This is a genomic window from Peredibacter sp. HCB2-198 (genome assembly GCF_045999315.1).
GTDB lineage: Bacteria > Bdellovibrionota > Bacteriovoracia > Bacteriovoracales > Bacteriovoracaceae > Peredibacter.
Genome location: NZ_CP174607.1, coordinates 1,434,652 through 1,453,684 on the forward strand (window position 1 = coordinate 1,434,652; position 19,033 = coordinate 1,453,684).

The following is a 19,033-nucleotide window of genomic DNA, read 5'->3' on the forward strand; positions in this document are numbered from 1 at the left end:
AGGACGAAAAATTATGTGGAAATGGCTTCTTGTACTAACTCTTTCTTCACCGGCCTGGGGTTACAACCTCACTCAGGATTTTATTAATGGTTTTTACTGGGCCTCGTTGCCTATCAATATTACGGTGGTGGATTCGAACCCATCGAGAAAGGCCATGATCCAAGATCTTGCTTCCAGGGCCATTAGAGAATGGGAGAATAAAAGTGGTCTTTCACTGTGGGACCTGACGTCATCAGGAACGAATAACATCATTCGTTGGTCTGAGAATTTTGCGAGTGAAACAAGAATGGACGCCCTTTCTGTTCTAGCAGTGGCGATTCGTTATACCAACGGACCATATTTTGCCAAAACTGAGATTGTGATTAATGGAAATCATCCTCTCAACTTTGATACTCAAAATTTACAAACAACCATTACCCATGAATTGGGTCATACCATGGGCCTGGATCATTCAGGTGATATGATGGCGGTCATGGCGCCGACGCTTCAAAGTCCTTATAACGGTCTTCAAAATGATGACATCATGGGGATGGGGGACGCTCACTCTCAAATTGAGCACCGACAAATTACCCGTTACGTATCACCGCTGGCCTACTCCGAAGAAAAAGCATCGGCCTCACCTCTTAGTTGCGGAACTGTTGGCCCCGCGACTACGGCCACAGGTGGGAATGCGATGGTTTCTCTCGGCATGGGACTCTTGATCGGTTTTGTCAGGAAAATCATCAAGTGGTTTAAGTCTCTTTTCTAAACTCCGAAAAGGAGGACATGGAAAGAAAAGAAACACCCTTTATTTTTTATCTAACTCTTGAAGAAAATCTGCCCAAAACTTTTTATGTGTTTGATCGCGCATTGAAAGATTTGGGCTTTATATTGGTCCCTGTTCGCATTGACCAACTTCAAACTCTGGTCTCGGCCACTGATCAAACTCAAATCATTGTCATTGCTTCAGTTGTTGATTCACGTGAAATGAAGATGTACAACGAAAAGGTGAGAGGACTATTAAAATATGTCCTCAAGTCAAAGCGTCTCACATTCATGCATCTTTCAAGCTTCACCAAGCTAAACGATATCAGACAATATGCTTTGGGTAAGAACTATTACTTCATGAAATATCCTCTGGATGCCCGTCTTTTATCTGCTAAGATTGCTCGTTATCATGATTTAAAATCAGAGCAGAGCTCAAGATGGCCCGGTGGTAAACGTGCCGGATTAGGTGCAGTTGTATGAAGAGTAAGAACACTGAGGCCACTCAACGCATTTTAGTTTTATTAAAGATAGATGCGAACAATTTGTTTAAAAGAATCAAAGAAAGAAAATCTGAATATTTAGAGATCTTTGCTCTGAGAAGAACACGCGAACACTTCCCAATGATTTTTAAGAATCGTTATGAGGGAACTTCGATTATGGATCTTTCTCACTGTAGCACCGATCTCATTACAACTTTGGATCAATTTTATACTTTGGTTGAAGAAATGAGCTGGTATTTGTTCCAGACAGAAGATATGCCAAATACGGTGGAAGATTATATTGATCGTAAAATCCGCCGAATGGAAAAGCTTCTAAGTACTCTTAATCTTTTCCTGGACGCAGAACTCGGAATTGAAAGCGAGCAGGCCCAACAAGAGACTGAAGTTCGCTTTATTGATCAAGAGCCGGACTTTTCAGATTCATTCAATGATGATACTTCTCAGGAAACATGAAATCTCTAGTTCTTGCATTCCTATTCATCTCTCAAATTTCCTGGGCACGTGACCCTATTTCGGGCAGTCGTTTCCAACATTTGACCGGAGTAAAGGTATCGCAAGACTCGAAGACTCAATGGGATGAAAAATACAGTCGTCCTACTTTTGTCTACGGTAAATCTCCCGCACAATTCCTGGCCGAAAACTACCACTTCATTCCTTATGAAGGCGCCGTGCTTGATATGGGAATGGGTGAGGGCAGAAACGCCGTATTTTTGGCGCAGAAAGGCTATAAGGTCACTGGTGTAGATATCAGTTCCGTGGCGGTTAAAAAATCATATCTCCTTGCCCAAGAATTCGGCGTGAAGATCAAAGGTGTTGTTGCTTCACTTAAAGATTATAAGATTCCACCTGCCTCTTTTGACGCGATTGTATGTTTCTATTACGTAGATCGTTCATTGGTGGAGAAGATCAAAGGCTGGTTGAAGCCCGGTGGGATTTTGATTTATGAGGCCCACACTGTTCGTGAAAAAGAGCGTCCTCATAAGAAGCGTGATCCTCTTGAAGAAGATGTTTATTTGAAAGAGCAAGAGCTTCTCCGCTTGTTCCCTGGAATGCGTGTTTTAAAATACGAAGAGCCTCTCCACGAGAAAGAATTTCGCTCAAGTATTATTCTCAGAAAAGAGTAATTCCCATCTCCCAAAAATACTGGACCATGGCATAATCTTATCATGGCCAAGCTCTCAATAATTCTCATGATTTTATGTCATACCATGTTGGTATGGTCGCAATCGAATGAGTCCACTAAGGACGAGAATGGAAATCATTTTACGGGAAGGATTTCGCGCTTAAATTCCAAAGCACGTCTTGCTCGCATCAGAACAGATTTTGAAAATATAAAGTTTTTAAATCGTAAGGATCGTGTTGAATTTTGGAACGAGACGTATCCAGATCAACGCTGTATGGCCCTGGTGGAAGGCAGAACCAATGATTATCTCTTACTAAAAATTTCTCAGTACGATCAATGTGTAGTGAGGGTCCATTTTACTACCGGTTCTTATCTTCACTTCCAAAGCCCTGATCTGGCCCAAACCGTAAAAATTGCCAAAGAGCTTGTGGAGATTCTATTGAAAAAACGACTGGCCATGCAGGCCAAGAAAGATCGTCATCACAAAGAACTTTCAGGTTACGTCGAGAAGGTCGATGCGGTTAACAAGCGCTATGAAGTCCTTCGTCAAAAATTAGAAATCGAATGGCAAAAAGAGCTTTCAAATCTAGAAGAGGATAAATCGCGTTCATTTACGGAATTCAAAAATGCTGAGGCCCGGCTGAATGAAATTGATACTAAGCTCGAGGCCTATCGAGTGGAGGACCACAATCTTAAGTTGGATAGATGGTCTCTTGATCCCGCACTTTATATTAAGAAATAGTTTTAAGGAGTTTATATGGTGGCCCAAGGCCTTCGCACATTTTTAGTTATTGCTCTTATTGCTCTGGTCGGATGCCAGGGAAAGAGCAAAAAATCTGGCAGTACGATTTATTACAATATCGGTGGTGAACCAACTACGTTAAACCCGATGACTGCGTCAGATGGATACACTCAAGCTGTGCATGCCTATTTGTTTGATTCTCTACTGGACCGTGATCTCGATACTTATGAGTGGAAGCCGGCCCTTGCGACAGAATGGAAAATCTCTGAGGACAAAAGAACGTTCGATTTTAAACTGCGCGAAGGCGTAAAGTTCCACGATGGAAAGGAAGTCACTGCTGAAGACGTAAAGTATTCTTACGACGTGATTTTCACAGAAGACTTTAAGGCCGTTCAGCTTCGATCTTTTTATGAAGCAGTAAAAGAAGTTCAAGTTTTAGATAAGTACAATGTGCGTTTCATCGTGAAAGATGATTACTTCCAAAACTTTGATGTGTGTGCCGGAATTACAGTTCTTCCAAAGCACTTCTACAGCAATCCGGAAAACAAAAAAGAATTTGGTCGCAAAGTGGTGGGGTCAGGTCCTTACATGTTCACGAAATATGATAAAGGCCAGAAAATCATCCTGGTTCAAAACCCTGATTGGTGGGGAAGAAAAGTTGAGACCGAAAAAAACTCTCATACGATTCCAAAAATCGTTCTCCGTTTTGTTTCTGAAGAAAACGTTTCGCTTGAGCTTTTGAAGAAGGGGGACATTGATTTCCTTGCTCTTCGCCCTGAAGGCTTTGTGAAGAAGACCGTAGGAAAAATTTGGGACGAGAAAATCGTAAAAGTTAAAACTGAGAACAAAAGCCCGAAAGGCTATAACTTCATTGGTTGGAACTTTAAGCACCCAATCTTGAAAGACCGTGAAGTGAGAAAGGCCCTCTATATGTTATTCAACCGTCCGCTGATGCTGGACAAGTTTGAATACAATCTTTCTGAGTACGCTACTGGCCCCATTTATGTTCAATCGGATTACGCTTCACCAAACGTAAGGCCAGTTGAGTTTAATCCAAACGAGGCCCTTAAAATTCTGAGACAGGCAGGCTGGAAAGACACAGATAAGGACGGACTTTTAGATAAAGTCATTAACGGTAAAAAGACTCCGCTTTCTATCACAATCTTAGAACCAACTCAGGAAATGGCAAAATATCTCACCATCTTTAAAGAAGACGCTAGTAAAGTCGGTGTTGAAATCAATATCAAAAATATTGAGTGGAACTCATTCGTAAAACTTCTGGACGAGAAAAATTTCGAGGCCGTTCGTCTCGCTTGGGGCGGTGGTGGAGTTGATTGGGACCCAAAACAAATTTGGCACACATCTTCTAGTAAAGGTGCTGGGTCAAACTTTATCCAGTATTCAAATCAGGAAGTTGATCGCCTGATTGATGAGGCACGTAAGCTGTACGAGAAAGAGCAGCGTTTGCCACTTCTTCGTAAAGTACATGAGCTCATTTCTGCCGATTACCCTTATGTATGGTGGTTTAACAGTAAGTACACGCTTTATGGACACACCAAGCGCGTAGTGAAGCCAAAGGACACATTTACTTACGGCATTGGCCAACAATACTGGAAACTACAATAATATGCTGAAGTACTTTCTCCGACGCATGGCCATCCTTATTCCTACATTGTTGGGTGTGACGGTCATCGTATTTATCATTATCAATATGGCACCCGGTGGGCCGATTGAGCAGAGACTTCAACAAATCCGCTTCGGAGGTGGTGATACCTCTGGGCACACCACAAGCGGCCGCGGTGCCAGCCAGGGTGTTTCTGATGAAGTTCTTGAGGCCCTGAAGAAGCAGTATGGTTTTGATAAGCCCATGCATGTTCGCTATCTCATTTGGTTAAAGAACATAGCGACTTTAAATTTTGGAGAAAGTTTTACTTACGAAGAACCAGTGATTGATGTCATCGTTAGTAAATTTCCAGTTTCACTTCAGTTCGGGATCATCTCTTTGATCTTGAGTTATCTGGTGTCGATTCCTTTGGGTATTGTGAAAGCGATTAAACACGGAAGCTTCTTTGATCTATCATCAAGCTTTATGTTGTTTGTCTTTTATTCAATTCCCTCCTTTATGCTCGCGATTCTCTTGATTGTGTTTTTCTCCGGCGGAAGTTTCTTTGAAATCTTCCCGGTAGGGGGTCTGAATTCAGAAATGTACGATGAACTTAGTACCTTTGATAAGTTCTTGGACCGTGTTCACCATTTCATTCTTCCTCTTATTTGTTACACCATTGGTTCATTTACCAGCCTAACAATTTTGATGAAGAACTCTCTAATCGAAGAAATCAAAAAAGACTACATCCGTACTGCTCGTGCTAAGGGTCTTAATGAAAAAGTCGTTTATATGAAGCATGCTTTAAGAAACGCCTTGATTCCGATTGTGACCGGTCTTGGTGGTTTCTTGACGGTGTTTTTTGCTGGATCACTTCTTCTTGAAACGATCTTTCAGCTCGATGGCATTGGGCTTCTCAGTTATAAGAGTATTTTGTCTCGAGACTATAACGTGATTATGGGTCTGGTTTTCATTCAAAGTGCGCTGTTCCTGATCGGTAACGTGCTCTCAGATTTTGCCTATGTTCTCGTTGATCCAAGGATTGATTTCACATGATCGAACGTTTTATTCGTAACGAAGATTCACTTAAAAAATGGCGACGTTTTAAGTCTCGCAAGCTGGCAGTGGCCTCTGCCTGGATCATATTGATAGCTTGTTTTTTTAGTTTTACAGCTGAATTTTGGGCGAATAGCAGACCTTTATATCTGAAATATAAGGACACGACTTATTTTCCTGTGTTTAAGGATTACCATCCCACATTGTTTGGGGTGGAGAACGCGCTGGTGATGAACTATCGCAATCTTGAATTAGATGAGGATCGTGGAGATTCCGTGATTTGGCCCGTGATTCAGTGGAATCCTTTTGAATCAAACACGGAAGTGATGAGTTATCCATCTGAACCAACCGGTGAAAACTGGATGGGAACTGATGATCGCGGTCGTGATATTTTTGCTCGTCTTCTTTATGGCCTTCGCTATTCAATGACCTATTCAATCCTCGTTTGGATTCTTACTTTTGTAGTAGGAACTATTCTGGGTGGAATCATGGGCTACTTTGGAGGTCGTACTGACTTCTGGGGCCAGCGAATTGTGGAAGTTTTATCGACTGTACCACAGTTCTTCCTCCTGATCATTATCATCTCGATTTTTAAACCGACACTCTTCTTGCTCGTGATTCTTTCAAGTCTTTTTGGTTGGATCAGCATTAGTTATTACGTAAGAGGGGAGTATTTAAAGAACCGGAAAAAGGAATTCGTTGAGGCCGCGAAAGCGATTGGAGCAGGACACAGTCGAATTTTCTTCAAGCACCTTCTACCGAACTCACTTTCTCCGATTATTACATTTTCACCGTTTGTCATCGCTGGAAACATTACTGCTCTGGCAAGTCTTGATTATCTGGGCTTTGGTCTGACTCCTCCAACTCCAAGCTGGGGAGAACTTTTAAATCAGGCCCAAAAGCATTTTACAGAAGGCTGGTGGCTTGCGGTTTATCCATCACTGGCACTTTTCTTTACTCTTACAATGCTCTCTCTCGTTGGCGAAGGTGTGAGAGACGCTATGGACCCGAAAGAGTAGAAGTGCTATAAGAATTTCCATAAGAGGTTCCTATGAAAGATACAGCACTCCGAATTGCGGATTTTAAAGATTCTATTTTTGGCGTTATTTCAAGACTCGCTCGTGAGAATAATGCCGTAAACCTTGGCCAAGGCTTTCCTGATTTCGATGGGCCAGAATGGTTAAAGGAAGTTGCTTTCCGCAAAATGCAGGAAGGTCACAACCAGTATGCTCCTTTCCAAGGAACTGTTGGGCTTCGCCAGGAAGTTTCAAACTATTACAAAAAATTCTACTCACTAAATTATAATCCTGAGTCTGAAATTACGATCACTGTTGGTGCTACTGAAGCGATTTATGTGGTGATCACCGCATTGATTAATCCAGGTGATGAAGTGGTCGTACTCGAGCCTTTCTATGACTCATATGTGGCCTCAATTAAAATGGCCGGTGGTATTCCAGTTCCGGTCACCATGCACGCTCCTGACTTTACTGTTGATCGTCAGGAACTAGAGAAGGCGATTACGCCAAAAACAAAACTTCTTATTCTGAATAACCCTCACAATCCAACTGGTAAAGTGTGGGCGAAAGAAGAGCTACTTGAAGTCGCGGGCATTGCTCAGAAGCATGATCTTTATCTCATGTCAGATGAAGTTTATGAGTTCCTTCTGTTCGATGGTGCGAAACATGTTCCAACTGCAACACTCGAAGGAATGTTTGAAAGAACCATTACCGTATCAAGTGCAGGTAAGACCTTTGGTCTAACGGGTTGGAAAATTGGATGGATTTGTGCCAATGAAAAAGTCACGAAAGCTTGTCGCTTGGTTCATCAATACGTGACTTTCGCTGTATCGACTCCGATGCAGGAAGCAGTGGCAGAGGGCCTTACAAAACTTTCTGATTATCTTCCTGGGTTTGTTTCTCTTTATAAGGGTAAGCGCGATCTTTTTTATAATGAATTAAAAAGTCTTGGATTTGAGTTTGCGATTCCAAAAGGCACGTATTTTATGATGGTGCCAATTTCGAAGAAGACGGATCTAAAAGATGTGGACTATGCCATGAAGCTCATTCAAGAGCGTAAGGTAGCAACAGTCCCTCCTTCAGCTTTCTATTTAAAGTCTACCGAAGGAGAGAAGTATTTAAGATTCTGTTTTGCTAAGAAAGAAGAAACGCTCCGAGCGGCGGCGTTGAATTTAAAGGGCCTGTAATTTTACTTTCGTCGCGAGGGTCTTGCCTTCGCGGCGATATTTCACCATCACTTCATCACCAACTTTTTTAGTCTCAAGTACTTGGTAAATATCATCCAGGCTGTTCACATCTTGGCCATCCACACTTAGGATGATGTCTCCTAAATAAGTACGTCCGTAACGGTCTTGAGTCATACCTTTGATTCCGGCCTTTGCAGCACCACCTTTCTCATCCACGTAAGAAACGATGATTCCTTTATCATCTCCAACAATACGTCTCTTCATGCTGTCAGGAACAATTCCAATCCCTAGACCCGGACGAATCACGCGACCGTGTTGAATGATTTGAGGGACGATCATTTTGATTGTGTCGGCCGGAACCGCGAAACCCAGACCTGCACTTGAACCACTGGTTGAGAAAATTACAGTGTTCATACCGATAAGCTGGCCGGAAGAATCAAGCAGTGGTCCTCCTGAGTTACCCATGTTAATGGCAGCGTCCGTTTGAATCATGTCGTTGATTTTTACACCACCGATACCATCAATTTTTCTTCCAAGGGCCGAGATCACTCCCGTAGTCAGAGTGTAATCAAGTCCGAAGGGAGAACCGATGGCAAAAGAATATTGCCCCACTTGAAGGTCTTTGGATGAACCAAAAACAATGGGAGAAAGTTTTGAAGGTTTTTCATTAAGCTTTAAAACCGCGATGTCTTTTTCCGGTGCTGTTCCTACAATGGTTGCTTTGTATTGTTTTGGATCGTTGTGAAAAGTGACCACAAAAGAGTTACCACCTTGAACCACATGGAAGTTAGTGATGATGTGGCCCTTATCATCATAAACGAAACCGGAACCAGCACCTTGTGGAACTTCGACTTCACCGTAGAAAGAATTTCGTGCCAGACGAATATTTGAAACGTTAACTGTGCTTGGAACTGCTTTACGATAAATGTCGATGGTTTTCGTTTCTACCTGGAGAAGTTCAGCACTCCAGCTTGCCATTGAAAATAAGCTCAAAACAATGAAGAGATAAGCTTTCATTCGTGACTCCTTACTTTGACTATTACAGCTCGGAAAGTATAATATGTTTAAATTAAACCCCCAAGAGGAATTCCCCATGACGATGGTCAGCAATCCGCCAGAAATTAAGTACTTCAATCGTATGAACAATAGGACTGAAGTAGAGAAAGTCTATGGGGATGGATTCATTAAATTTCTTTATAGCTCTGCCTTAGGGCATCAAGTTGGTACAGTTTTTACTAACAAATATTTTAGTAAAATCTACGGTGCTTTTCAGGATCTTCCTTCTAGTCATAGTAAGGTTCGTCCTTTCATTGAAAAGTTCAACATTCAAATTGATGACTATGAGGCGGGTACTCGTCCGGCACTAGATCCTAGAGATTCTTATCGCACTTTCAATGAATTTTTCATTCGCCGTTTTAAGCTTGGTAAACGTTCATTTGTGGCAGAGCCAAATCGTATGCCGGCATTCGCTGAGGCCCGTTACGTGGGTTTCGATGCAATTAACGAGAGAGATACATATCCTGTGAAGGGCCAATATCTTCTAGCAAAAGATCTGGTTGGTAACGATCAAGTTGCAAAGATTTTTGAAGGTGGTCCGTTAATGATCGCTCGTCTTTGTCCGGTTGATTATCACCGTTACCATTATCCGGATAATGGTAAAGTGCTTGATAATTTCCGAGTGCCGGGTGCCTACGATTCAGTGAATCCTCTGGCGCTAAAATATAAAAACCAGATTTTCATTAAGAACGAAAGACATGTTTCCATTCTTCAAACTGAAAACTTTGGTCGCCTTGCTTACATTGAAGTTGGTGCGATCTGCGTTGGTAAGATTGTCCAGTCTCATCGTTGGAACAAACCATTTATGCGTGGAGAAGAGAAAGGTTACTTTTTGTTTGGTGGTTCTACAGTTGTTCTATTGGGCGAGAAAGGCGCTTGGAAACCTTCGGCCGATATTCTTGCTAATACTGCCAAAGGTATCGAAACATACTTACATCTTGGTACTGAAGTCGCCGTTAAAAATTAAGCCTACAAATAATAGGGAAGTGGTCGGTAGGATATCTGCCGTCCACTGTGCCCTTGTCCATTACGCAATCTTCGACTTTTGCTTTTTTATCCACCATCACCCAGTCAATTCTTGAACCATTCTGGCATTCACCATTAAAGGCATGATGAGAAGTTTCTTCAATCTGATGAAACAAGGCCCATGAGTCTTGAAGGTTGGGAAATTCTTTTAGGAGAGTTTGGCGAACTTCACTTTGAGGAGAGTCGTTAAAGTCACCTGTAATAAACAAGAGAGAATTCTCGTTCCAGAAGCGCTTTATTTCTTTAATAAGCACCTTGACCTGATTCACTCTGGTCTGAGGCTTCACATGATCAAGATGTGTATTAACTACGAAAAAATTTGTTTCAGAGTTTTTTGGCTGAAGTTTTACCCAGGTCATAAGACGCGGAAACATGCTTTCGAAAGAAAGACTTCCAGCGACTCCTGGAGTCTCAGATAACCAGAGATCTTCGCTCTTTAAAATTTCAAAGCGATCTTTCTTCACAAAGATCGTAGGATACATTCTTTCTTTGATCCATGAGCGGTGCTCATCAATAATGGTAAAATCACCCAGCAGAGACTCAAAGTCCTTAAGCTGATTGAATCTACCTTCTTGAGTGGCGATGATATCTGGGTGATGTTTAAGAAGTGTTTGGGCCAGAATTTGACGGCGATGGGGCCAGGCATTGGCCCCATCGGCAGGATTATCAAAACGGATGTTGCAGCTGATAAGGCAAAAATTCATTCCTAAATTATATTGCTTTTAGTTAATCTTCTCAACATAGCTCTCAATTTCCAGACTGAATTTGGCCTCCATATTGGTTGAAACAGCGGGCCGTAGCTCTCGGCCATTTCCTTCACAGTATTTATGATATTGTCCTGTGGTGGTAAAGCTTGATGCCGGGTTATTGAGAATTTGTAATTTAATGTTTTCAGTTTGCCAGTTAACTTTTAACTTCCAAAAAATCCCTTTTTCATCAGATCCTTCTTCCATTTCGATGTTATTAGCATCAAAAGCAAGCACGTTGTTTCCTGATACCATTTGAATGTTACCTAAGACCTCTTCAAATGAAACTTGCTGGACCGGCTTGTTTATATAATCTCTAAGATAATACGTGCAGCTATATCTTGTTACTCCACCACCATCTCGTCCTCCACCGCCAGAGTCAACATAGAGTCTGCTTGTGGTAGATTCATGAAAATCTCTCATCACTTTTGATGCTCTAATAACGAAGAAAACCGGTGAGAGTTTTGAGTTGTTGAGAACGAGATTGTTCGTGGCATACCCGTTATCTCTTGAAAGATTGATTTTTTTGATTTGAAAACGCTCTTTATAAACTTTATTCAATTCTTCCAGACTGGAATAAACCAGGGCCCTGTCTCCATTGGCAAAATCTCTTTGATACCAACGGACCGAGTCTGTTTCAAGATGATAGAAAAAGAACTCATCTTCTTTTACTTCGAGAACGTTGTTGATCTTAAAGCTCTCTTTTAATTTCTCAATTGGAAGCTCTTTTGAAACATACAGGATCTCGCTTTTTTTACCATCGTTAATAAAAACGCGGTAAGTGTTGTCTCTTACGCTTTCATCTTGGTCTACTTCATAATAGTTTTCGCGATTGTATTTTTTTGAGACTGTCATATGGGCGTTCCCAGTAATAAGGGCCTTTAAATCTTTATTATGAATTTTTACATTCATCTGGGGCTCCCATTTACCTAGGGACCTTTGTTCATCTCCCGAGATAAGAAAAACCTCCTGAACGGCCGAGCTGATTTCATCAAAAGTCAGCTTCACGACGTAAGACTCTTGTTTAAAATCTATGCTTGGAATTTTCCCGCTAACTTTGATCTGAGTTCCTTCAGAAAGATAATTTTTATTTCCAGTTTGTTGGTCAGGACCAACCATGACTTCGTTTACGGTCTTGAATTGGTTACTGAAGGACATTTCGATTTGTTCCAAGTGTTGGAACCGAAGTGTTCCACTGACTTTTCCCATTGGTTCAATGTTGGCAATGTATTTATTAATGTCCGATTCATAGGCATTAACAATTTGATCGCCATCACTGTCGCGAAGATCCATCTTTTTTGGTTCTTCGTGTTTTCCACAAGAAATCAGAAGGACAAAAATCAACCAACGCATATTATCTCCCTGTAACCACTTGATTCATGAGTGTTTGAACTTCACCAACGCCCCAGAAAATGACTTTACGGTCTTTAATCGCGACTTCATTCTGTGCTTTTTTATGAGCGTCTTGAAGAAAAGAATCTAGATTCGATAACATCGCGAGGAAGATCTTTTCATCTCTGGCGTCCATCGCAACTTTCTGAAAACGAAATACCCGATTTTGTTTTTGCTCTAAAACTGCTTCGATAAGTTCTAAAGACTCGGCTTGTTTGGCCTCTATTCCATTGATCTCCTCCATCATGATGGATGAGATGTTTTGATTGATTTGATAAGTCTGACCAGAGGTAGACAAAATTCCGCGAATGATCAGGGCCTGGAGAATGTTAAAACAAACATTCTCATGCAATCCTGATTGAGAATGAATCTCATCAAAGCTTAGGCTTTGTTTTCCAAGACATTCGAGTACGATTCTTTCTAATGAAGATAGACCTTTCATAGATTCTCCTTACGCGATTACCGCATCTTGAAATACTGAGCGGATATAAGTTCGGCTGTAACGTTTATTAGTAAGTTTTCTTTCGATGTAGTCGGCCAGTTTACCCAGTTCTTCATTGGTAAGTAGTGAAGAGGCCTCATCCATAGCTGTGTTCAGACGGTGATAACTCGGACTTTCAGCAATTTTGTCTGTGATTGCTTTTTCGAAGGCCTCGAGTTCTCCGACCTTCATGGTTTTGCCATTAAAAAGTCGGAAAACGCGGGTGATTTGGATGCCGGTACGGAGGGAAATTTCACGAAGAGTTTCTTCTGGGAAGAATTGGCGGTAACGTTGGAGGGTCTTATTTTGTAAAGTCATCGTTTGCTCCTTTAAGGTTTCTGATGGAAACCCCTAGAGCAAGGACCGTGCCAACTAAAACTGGAGCTTATTTTCCTGAAGGATGCGGTAGAAAGCGGAGCTGGAGATTTTAAGATCTTTAATACAAGCTGTGATTTTTCCGTTATTTCGTTTCATGGCCTCTTCCACGGCCTTACGTTCGATCATATTGATATAGGATTTCAAACCGTGCTGAAACACATGTTCTTCCCACATCTCTTGAGAGGGCAGAGTCTTAACTTCCAGACCCAGCATTTTGTTCACAATCTGGGAATCAATGATTCCGGAAATACCTTGAGAGAATCTCTCACAAGTCTTTCTAAGTTCACGAATATTTCCGGGCCAAGCATGCTTTTTCAAGGCATTCATGGCCTCAGGCTTGATTACGTATCTACGAGGAGAATTGGCCTGAAAATGACGAACCAGAAGTTCAATATCATTAGGTCTTTCTGAGAGTGATTTAAGATGAAATTGGAAACCACTAATACGATGAAAGAAGTCCTCTCGAAACTCTTTCTTCGCCATCTTGTCTTGAAGATCTTCGCAAGTGGCGGTGATAAGAGTGAAATCCGCCTTCACTGGAGTAGAAGAACCAACTGGATAAAAGGTCTTTTCATCAAGAGCTTTAAGAAGCTTTTGTTGCATGGCCATTGGCATGGTCGCAACTTCATCCAGGAACAGTGTGCCGCCATGAGCGAGTTTAAGCTTTCCGTCTTTCTTTTGGTCCGCGCCAGTGAAAGCACCTTTCTCGTGACCAAACAGCTCTGATTCCAGAAGGTTTTCCGCCACCTCAGAACAATTTAAATGAACCAGATTAGCATCTGGATGAGTGATTTCATGAATGAGTTTTCCCAGTAAGCTTTTCCCGGTCCCAGTCGGACCTGAAATGAAGAGAGTCTGGTTTTTCCAGTTAATCTCAGTGAGCTTTCTAAGTTCAGAAATGAGGTCTTCGTCTTGAGTAATGAATTCCTCCTTCAGAATCTTTTCAAATTTTGCCTGCTTGGCCTGAAGGAACTTATTGATATAGACCGGTAGTTGGTCTTTTAATTTGAATTTTGAGAGGTAGTGTTTGGCACCTAGGGTATAGGCCTTTTCGATAGTTTCATCGCCTTCATAAGAGCTCACCACGATACAATGAGCGCCTTTTTTAACGATTTCTGAGATGAGATCGACCCCAGAGCCTTCCCCCAGCTCAATGTCAGTTAAAACGATGTCATAGGGCCTAATAGCGAGTTTCTCGCGTGCCCCTTGAATGTCCCCGGCCTCTTCAATGATCCCAAATGGCTGCAGTATTTCCCGCAAATTCAAGCGGGCATACTTATCGTCTTCAATAATGAGAAAACTCAAATGGGATTTCATTTCTTGGTTGTAAACCTGAAATATTCCGATTTCAAATACTGGATTCGGAATCCGAATATTTTACAGATCTGAGCCTTGTGTGACCCTTGAGGGCAGTTTACTATCTTATTGAAAGAAGTTTGAGATGAGGGAACATGCGAATAATTCTAAGTGATTCGACAGCTGAAGCGATCCAGACCGTAGCCCTATTAGTTATTGAGACAATGGAATCTCATCCGAGTGCTGTGATTGGCCTCGCTACGGGGAGAACCATGGAGCCGGTATATGCTGAAATGGTAAGGCTCAAAAATGAAAAGTCTCTCAATCTTGAAAAAAACTTCTTCTTCATGTTGGATGAATACTTCGGTCTTCCAGAAAATCATCCTTCAAGTTTCAAACACTATATTGAAAAGCATTTCATAGGTCCGATGCAAATTGGGCAATCTCAAATCTCGGTACCACCGGTGCATGCGAAAGATGGTGCTTATCATTACGAAGAAAGCATTAAAGAGAGCGGTGGAGTTGATCTCCAGCTACTGGGCATCGGTAGAAATGGACACGTGGGTTTTAATGAGCCCGGATCAGAGAAAAATTCTCGAACGCGTTTAGTTCGTCTGACAGATGAGACTATTGCCGCCAATAAAGAGCAATTTGTTGATGATAAAATTCCGACCGAGGCCCTCTCCATGGGAATTGGGACCATCATGGACAGTAAAAGCCTTCTTATGCTTGCTACTGGAAAATCAAAAGCAGATACGATTAAGTATCTCTTGAATCATCATGATGATCCAAGTTGTCCTGCGACTTACTTAAAGCATCACCCTCATTTTACTTTAGTTTTAGATCCAGAGGCGGCGTCAAAGATCAATTTAAAGATCTGACCGATATCCATTGATGATGTGAGATTGGATTCGATAAATTTTGGCGTTGAGAACTTTCCTTTCTTCACAACTTGAAGTTGATAGATCACACCGAAGGCCATGCTAGAAGCATCTGTGCCTTTGCCACCAATCACTTCAGAACCACGACGAACATTGTCCATCATCCAGGCCGGAAGTCTAAGGTGATACGGATTGCGGTCGACTTCACCCACGTGTTTTGCGAGAGCTTGCATCTGAAGTTCGAGAATTTCAGTCGGCACTTCCACCAGAAGATTTGGTTTACTCATCTGCCCCCAGAATTCACTCCAGCAAACGATGGCCGTGCTCTTGGCAGAGGTGAGTGTCTTCTTTAAGAGTTCACCGGTCTTGATGTGAGTCGGGTGAAAATCTTTTAGGTGAGGAGCAATGATTAGTTGCGGTTGATATTTCTGAATAAGAGACTTTAGTTCTTTTTCTTTTTTCTTCCAGTTTTCATCCAGAACGATGTTTTCCATCTCGAGAAGTTCACAAGCAGCTTCCAGCTCTTTTAAACGCTCTTGCTGGCGTTCTTTCTTTGAACCAAGAGTGACCGCAATGTTTACGATATGTGCGTTGTTTTCTTTTTGAAGACGAAGAGGCAGCGATCCCACAATTGATTCATCATCAGGATGTGGAGAAAGGATCATGACCGTAAAGGGAACGGAAGACTTTTCAGTTAATGGTGCCGGATTAAAAAGAGAGGCAAGAGGTTTAAGGATTGGGGTGAATTCCATTTCACCGTTCCTTAATTAAAACTTTGTTAACGTCGTTACGACGTAACAAAAAGCGATTAGGATCAAAACTGATCGAATCATGGGCCCCTCTAGTGTGTGTAGACATTTCCAATCTACCAACTTTGATTTCAGTCAGTCTAGGGGCCCGTTTAAGAGTGAAAACACTTAATTCAGCTTTCAATTAGTTACGTTTATAATCGTCTTGAAGACGCACAATGTCATCCTCGCCCAAGTAGTTACCAACCTGCGCCTCAATCAAAACCAGATCCTGTTTTTGCTGATTGTAAAGGCGGTGAGTAGCTTCTTTCGGAATGTAACAAGATTCGTTTTGTTTCAGATCGAAAGTTTTATCGTTAATGGTCACAGTCGCCACACCACTTACTACAATCCAGTGTTCAGAGCGATGATGGTGGTATTGAAGCGAAAGCTTAGCACCTGGGCGAACAGTGATTTGTTTTACTTTATAACCAGGATTCTCTTCGAGGATGGTGTATGTTCCCCACGGGCGGTGGGCCGTGGTGTGGACGTTTGTCATTTCCACATTATGCTTTTTAACTTCTGCCACGAGGTCTTTAACTTTTTGAGTTGAACCTTTCTTGGCAATCACAATCGCATCGCGAGTATCGACGATCATGAGATCTTCCACATCAATTGTGGAAATAAGACGATCATCTGCAATCACAAGATTATTTTTAGAGCCGATGTGAATTGTATTCTTGGAGAGTGTATTTCCGTTCTCATCTTTTGGAAGAGTTTCATAAAGTGAATCAAAAGAGCCGAGGTCACTCCAACCGATATCTGCGGGAACAACATTTACTCTTTTAGATTTTTCCATCACGGCGTAGTCGATACTTTCAGAACGAATTGCCACCATATCTTCTTTTACAAGACGAATTGCGGTCTGATCCAATCGTGCGTGAGTGAAAGTTTTGTGACTTTGCTCATACACATCCGGAGCATATGTTTTAAGCTCTTCTAAGAAGGTCTTTGCTTTGAAGCAGAACATACCACTGTTCCAGAAGTAGTTTCCTGCTTTTACATATTTTTCAGCTGTCGACGCGTCTGGTTTTTCTTTGAAAGATTTTACTTCAAGGCCACTGGCCTCAATGTAACCATAACCAGTTTCAGCATAGTGGGGCTTAATCCCGAAAGTCACAAGTTTATCTTGTGAAGCAAGTTCTTGCGCTTTCTTCACTGCCGCTTCGTAAGCAGATTGATCTTCAATCAAGTGGTCAGATGGAACAATAAGCAGAATCTCTTCAGGCTTACTTGCAAATGCTGCCATGGCAATGGCGGGAGCTGTATTGCGACCTACGGGCTCTAAAATAAATTTATTCTTAGAAACTTTAACCTCATCCATTTGATCCAGACCCATGAAATATTGTTCCTGGTTGATCACAACAGAAAAGCTGTCAGCGAACGAAGCATTTCTTTTAATTGTTTTTTGATAGAGGGATTCTTTATCGAATAATTTCACGAATTGCTTTGGGTAAAGCGTACGTGAAATTGGCCATAGTCTGGTTCCAGAACCACCGCAAAGTATAACGACTTGCATAGATTTCTCCTAGAGGAGAAAGATCATAGCGCTAATTTGGAAATTAGGAAATACCCAGTGTGAGAGAGGCCACCGTGAAATAGATAAGAAGTCCGGTAATATCCACAATCGTTGTGATCGCAGGGCTGGCCACAACTGCTGGGTCACCACCCATTCTACGAACAACTAGTGGAAGGCCCGCACCAATGATGGCTGACGAGACCACTTGAATGGCAATTGCAAATGAAATCACAATGGCAATTTGGCTCATTGAAAAGCCAACCGGCAATAAAGCATGGAAAGAAAGGAAAGCTATCTTAAGGTAAGTCAGAACCGCCACGCATACAGAAAGCATAAAAGAGATTTTCATCTCTTTAAACACAATGCGAAGCCAGTCTTTATCGTTGATCTCACCAAGTGAAAGTGCACGAATGACCACAGTGGCCGCTTGAGAACCGGTGTTACCACCAGTCGCTGCCATCATCGGCATATACATCGCAAGGATGATAAATTGCTCGAGTACTCCTTGGTACTCATTGATGATCATTCCTGAAATAATTCCGATGGCAGCAAGAGAAACGAGCCACACCACACGCTTTTTGAAATGATGGAAAGATGAAGTCGACATGTACTCTTCATCATCTTCAGAGGGCATGATCCCCATGAATTTTTCCATATCCTCCGTCTCTTCTTTACGAATGACGTCGATCGCTTCTTCGTGGGAAACGATACCTACCAGTTGGTTTAGAGAGTTTAGAACGGGAATGGCCACAAGGTCATATTTTTCAATTTTTTGCGCCACTGATTCTCGGTCTTCATTTACTTCTGCATAAACGAAGAACTCATTAAGCATTTCATTCACGCGAGTTTTCGGATCGTGCATGACAAGATCTTTCAGAGTCACGAGCCCTTTCATCACCATCGAATGATCTACAGCATAGATATAGTAAATCATATCTTTCGAGGGGGCATCTTTTCTGATTTTTGCCAGGGCCTCGGCCATGGTCATGTCAGCGAAGATAGTCGCAAAGTCTGTGGTCATAATCCCACCGGCCGTGTCCGGAGGGTAGGCAGAAAGGATGATTACGTCTTCACGAACTTTTTTATCCAGATAGGGAAGAAGTTCAATCTGCTCTTCTTTTGTGAGTTCTTGGTATAAGTCAGCTCGAATGTCCGAAAACATTTGTCCGAAGATCTTCGCAAAAGTTCTGCGATCAAGTTCATGGAACAACTTCAATTGAAGATCGATGGAAAAATCAGAGAAAATTCGACCCTGATCCTCTAAATCGAGTTTCTGCAGGTATTCGATAACCTCTTCCAGAGGTTTCTCTTCCATGAACTCCGCCACGTCCATCGTGGGAAGTTCTTCAAACATTTCAACCAGCTCAGCAGTTTTCCCCTGTTCAGATAGGTCCTGAAGGAGATCCTGATTCTCTGGTTCCTGATCGTTTTCGTTTTCTTCCATATTCGGCGCCGAGTGTACTCCAAATCGAGATTTTTCCATAGGTTAAAAGCTT

At 42.0% G+C, this 19,033-nt stretch carries 20 protein-coding genes; 11 read left to right on the forward strand and 9 right to left on the reverse strand.

The genetic code is table 11. From position 1 onward, the window contains the following. The first annotated feature begins 13 nt into the window (after positions 1-13). Genes ACJVC5_RS07250 through ACJVC5_RS07290 form a run of 9 tightly spaced genes read left to right on the forward strand, consistent with a single transcriptional unit; the run spans position 14 to position 7,974 of the window. Entirely contained in the window at positions 14-748 is a 735-nt protein-coding gene (locus ACJVC5_RS07250; protein WP_408098701.1) for a matrixin family metalloprotease, read from the forward strand. A gap of 17 nt (positions 749-765) precedes the next feature. Next, a complete protein-coding gene (locus ACJVC5_RS07255) occupies positions 766-1,227 on the forward strand; it encodes a hypothetical protein (protein WP_408098702.1) in 462 nt (153 codons plus the stop codon). After that, positions 1,224-1,700, forward strand: coding sequence for a hypothetical protein (locus tag ACJVC5_RS07260; protein ID WP_408098703.1), 477 nt, complete (start codon positions 1,224-1,226; stop codon positions 1,698-1,700). Before ACJVC5_RS07255 ends, ACJVC5_RS07260 begins: the two co-directional genes overlap by 4 nt. Continuing rightward, positions 1,697-2,371 carry a class I SAM-dependent methyltransferase gene (locus ACJVC5_RS07265; RefSeq protein ID WP_408098704.1) on the forward strand — a complete coding sequence of 225 codons (675 nt, stop codon included), beginning with the start codon at positions 1,697-1,699 and terminating at the stop codon, positions 2,369-2,371. Before ACJVC5_RS07260 ends, ACJVC5_RS07265 begins: the two co-directional genes overlap by 4 nt. 42 nt (positions 2,372-2,413) lie before the next feature. Then, positions 2,414-3,112 (forward strand): hypothetical protein, encoded by a 699-nt coding sequence (locus ACJVC5_RS07270; protein ID WP_408098705.1) that lies wholly within the window; start codon positions 2,414-2,416, stop codon positions 3,110-3,112. 15 nt (positions 3,113-3,127) lie between these two features. After that, positions 3,128-4,738: an ABC transporter substrate-binding protein gene (locus tag ACJVC5_RS07275; RefSeq protein WP_408098706.1), complete on the forward strand. Its 1,611-nt coding sequence runs from the start codon at positions 3,128-3,130 to the stop codon at positions 4,736-4,738. Between the two features lies 1 nt (position 4,739). Beyond that, positions 4,740-5,771, forward strand: coding sequence for an ABC transporter permease subunit (locus tag ACJVC5_RS07280; protein ID WP_408098707.1), 1,032 nt, complete (start codon positions 4,740-4,742; stop codon positions 5,769-5,771). Continuing rightward, positions 5,768-6,790: an ABC transporter permease subunit gene (locus ACJVC5_RS07285; protein ID WP_408098708.1), complete on the forward strand. Its 1,023-nt coding sequence runs from the start codon at positions 5,768-5,770 to the stop codon at positions 6,788-6,790. The genes ACJVC5_RS07280 and ACJVC5_RS07285 overlap by 4 nt, the downstream gene beginning before the upstream one ends. A 32-nt stretch (positions 6,791-6,822) precedes the next feature. Continuing rightward, positions 6,823-7,974 carry a pyridoxal phosphate-dependent aminotransferase gene (locus tag ACJVC5_RS07290; RefSeq protein ID WP_408098709.1) on the forward strand — a complete coding sequence of 384 codons (1,152 nt, stop codon included), beginning with the start codon at positions 6,823-6,825 and terminating at the stop codon, positions 7,972-7,974. Here the strand turns inward: ACJVC5_RS07290 and ACJVC5_RS07295 are convergent. Further along, on the reverse strand, positions 7,960-8,991 hold the full coding sequence (locus tag ACJVC5_RS07295; RefSeq protein WP_408098710.1) for a S1C family serine protease: 1,032 nt from the start codon (positions 8,989-8,991) through the stop codon (positions 7,960-7,962). The two genes, ACJVC5_RS07290 and ACJVC5_RS07295, sit on opposite strands and share 15 nt — an antisense overlap. Before the next feature lie 76 nt (positions 8,992-9,067). Between ACJVC5_RS07295 and ACJVC5_RS07300 the strand changes: the two genes are divergently transcribed. Continuing rightward, entirely contained in the window at positions 9,068-9,997 is a 930-nt protein-coding gene (locus ACJVC5_RS07300) for a phosphatidylserine decarboxylase (protein ID WP_408098711.1), read from the forward strand. Here ACJVC5_RS07300 and ACJVC5_RS07305 read toward each other — a convergent pair. Genes ACJVC5_RS07305 through ACJVC5_RS07325 form a run of 5 tightly spaced genes read right to left on the reverse strand, consistent with a single transcriptional unit; the run spans position 9,987 to position 14,370 of the window. After that, complete coding sequence (locus tag ACJVC5_RS07305) at positions 9,987-10,760, reverse strand: endonuclease/exonuclease/phosphatase family protein (RefSeq protein ID WP_408098712.1); 774 nt, start codon at positions 10,758-10,760, stop codon at positions 9,987-9,989. The two genes, ACJVC5_RS07300 and ACJVC5_RS07305, sit on opposite strands and share 11 nt — an antisense overlap. An 18-nt stretch (positions 10,761-10,778) precedes the next feature. Continuing rightward, the gene (locus ACJVC5_RS07310; RefSeq protein WP_408098713.1) at positions 10,779-12,155 is read right to left on the reverse strand and encodes a hypothetical protein; all 1,377 of its coding nucleotides are present in this window, start codon (positions 12,153-12,155) and stop codon (positions 10,779-10,781) included. A 1-nt stretch (position 12,156) separates the two neighbouring features. After that, positions 12,157-12,636: a hypothetical protein gene (locus tag ACJVC5_RS07315; RefSeq protein ID WP_408098714.1), complete on the reverse strand. Its 480-nt coding sequence runs from the start codon at positions 12,634-12,636 to the stop codon at positions 12,157-12,159. A gap of 9 nt (positions 12,637-12,645) precedes the next feature. After that, on the reverse strand, positions 12,646-12,993 hold the full coding sequence (locus ACJVC5_RS07320; protein ID WP_408098715.1) for a hypothetical protein: 348 nt from the start codon (positions 12,991-12,993) through the stop codon (positions 12,646-12,648). 54 nt (positions 12,994-13,047) lie between these two features. Further along, positions 13,048-14,370, reverse strand: a complete 1,323-nt coding sequence (locus ACJVC5_RS07325; protein ID WP_408098716.1) for a sigma-54-dependent transcriptional regulator — start codon at positions 14,368-14,370, stop codon at positions 13,048-13,050. Positions 14,371-14,504: 134 nt separating this feature from the next. Between ACJVC5_RS07325 and ACJVC5_RS07330 the strand changes: the two genes are divergently transcribed. Continuing rightward, positions 14,505-15,230 (forward strand): glucosamine-6-phosphate deaminase, encoded by a 726-nt coding sequence (locus ACJVC5_RS07330; protein WP_408098717.1) that lies wholly within the window; start codon positions 14,505-14,507, stop codon positions 15,228-15,230. On the opposite strand, the gene ACJVC5_RS07335 is transcribed toward ACJVC5_RS07330, so the two are convergent. The 3 genes from ACJVC5_RS07335 to mgtE form a co-directional block, all read right to left on the reverse strand. Continuing rightward, positions 15,173-15,982 carry a PIG-L deacetylase family protein gene (locus ACJVC5_RS07335; RefSeq protein WP_408098718.1) on the reverse strand — a complete coding sequence of 270 codons (810 nt, stop codon included), beginning with the start codon at positions 15,980-15,982 and terminating at the stop codon, positions 15,173-15,175. The two genes, ACJVC5_RS07330 and ACJVC5_RS07335, sit on opposite strands and share 58 nt — an antisense overlap. A 181-nt stretch (positions 15,983-16,163) precedes the next feature. Beyond that, a complete protein-coding gene (locus ACJVC5_RS07340) occupies positions 16,164-17,537 on the reverse strand; it encodes a mannose-1-phosphate guanylyltransferase/mannose-6-phosphate isomerase (RefSeq protein ID WP_408098719.1) in 1,374 nt (457 codons plus the stop codon). Positions 17,538-17,580: 43 nt separating this feature from the next. After that, positions 17,581-18,981 carry a magnesium transporter gene (mgtE, locus tag ACJVC5_RS07345; protein ID WP_408098720.1) on the reverse strand — a complete coding sequence of 467 codons (1,401 nt, stop codon included), beginning with the start codon at positions 18,979-18,981 and terminating at the stop codon, positions 17,581-17,583. Between the last annotated feature and the right edge of the window lie 52 nt (positions 18,982-19,033).